This window comes from Methylobacterium sp. GXF4, from assembly GCF_000272495.1.
Taxonomy (GTDB): domain Bacteria; phylum Pseudomonadota; class Alphaproteobacteria; order Rhizobiales; family Beijerinckiaceae; genus Methylobacterium; species Methylobacterium brachiatum.
Map to the genome: position 1 here is coordinate 1 of NZ_AKFK01000039.1, position 980 is coordinate 980.

Consider the following 980-nt stretch of genomic DNA (forward strand, 5'->3'; position numbering starts at 1 on the left):
AGGCGCTTGATGTCGGCGTCGACCATCTCGGTGATCAGCGACTCGAGGCTGGTCTGCGCCTCCCAGCCGAAGGTCGCCTTGGCCTTGGCCGGGTTGCCCAGCAGCACCTCCACCTCCGCCGGCCGGAAGAAGGCCGGGTCGATCACCAGGTGGTCGTCGATGTTCAGCCCGACATGCTTGAACGCGATCACGCACATGTCCCGCACCGTCGTCGTGCGGCCGGTGGCGATCACGTAATCGTCCGGCTTGTCCTGCTGCAGCATCAGCCACATCGCCTGGACGTAGTCCCGGGCGTGGCCCCAGTCGCGCTTGGCGTCGATGTTGCCCAGCCGCAACTCCTTCTGCTTGCCGAGCTTGATCCGCGCCACCGCGTCCGTGACCTTGCGGGTGACGAACTCGACGCCCCGCAGCGGGCTCTCGTGGTTGAACAGGATGCCGTTCGAGGCGTGCAGCCCGAAGCTCTCCCGGTAGTTGATCGTCATCCAGTGCGCGTAGAGCTTGGCCACGCCGTAGGGCGAGCGCGGGTAGAACGGCGTCGTCTCGCTCTGCTGCGCCTCCTGGATCAGGCCGAACATCTCGGAGGTCGAAGCCTGGTAGTACCGAGCCTGGGGGGCGACCGAGCGCAGGCATTCGAGCATGTGCACGGCGCCGAGGCCCGTCACCTGGCCGGTGAGCAGCGGCTGCTGCCAGGAGGAGGTGACGAAGGATTGCGCGGCGAGGTTGTAGATCTCGTCCGGCTTGGCGGTCTGGACGATGCGCAGCAGCGCCGACTGGTCCAGCAGGTTGCCGTCGACCAGCTCGACATCGTCGAGGATACCGAGCCACTTCAATCTGTGGTCGAACACCCCGGCATGGCTGGAGCGGCGCACGATCCCGGTGACCGTGTAGCCCTTCTGCAGCAGCAGCTGCGCCAGATACGCGCCGTCCTGGCCCGTAACCCCCGTGATCAGCGCGCGCTTGCCCGTCATGAAACCGTCCCG

Annotated in this window: 1 protein-coding gene; it reads right to left on the bottom strand. The window is 66.6% G+C overall.

All coding sequences use genetic code 11. The features are described 5' to 3' along the window. The coding region (gmd, locus tag WYO_RS04095) for a GDP-mannose 4,6-dehydratase (protein WP_039902203.1) at window positions 1–968 on the bottom strand (968 nt) is incomplete at its 3' end. Between the last annotated feature and the right edge of the window lie 12 nt (window positions 969–980).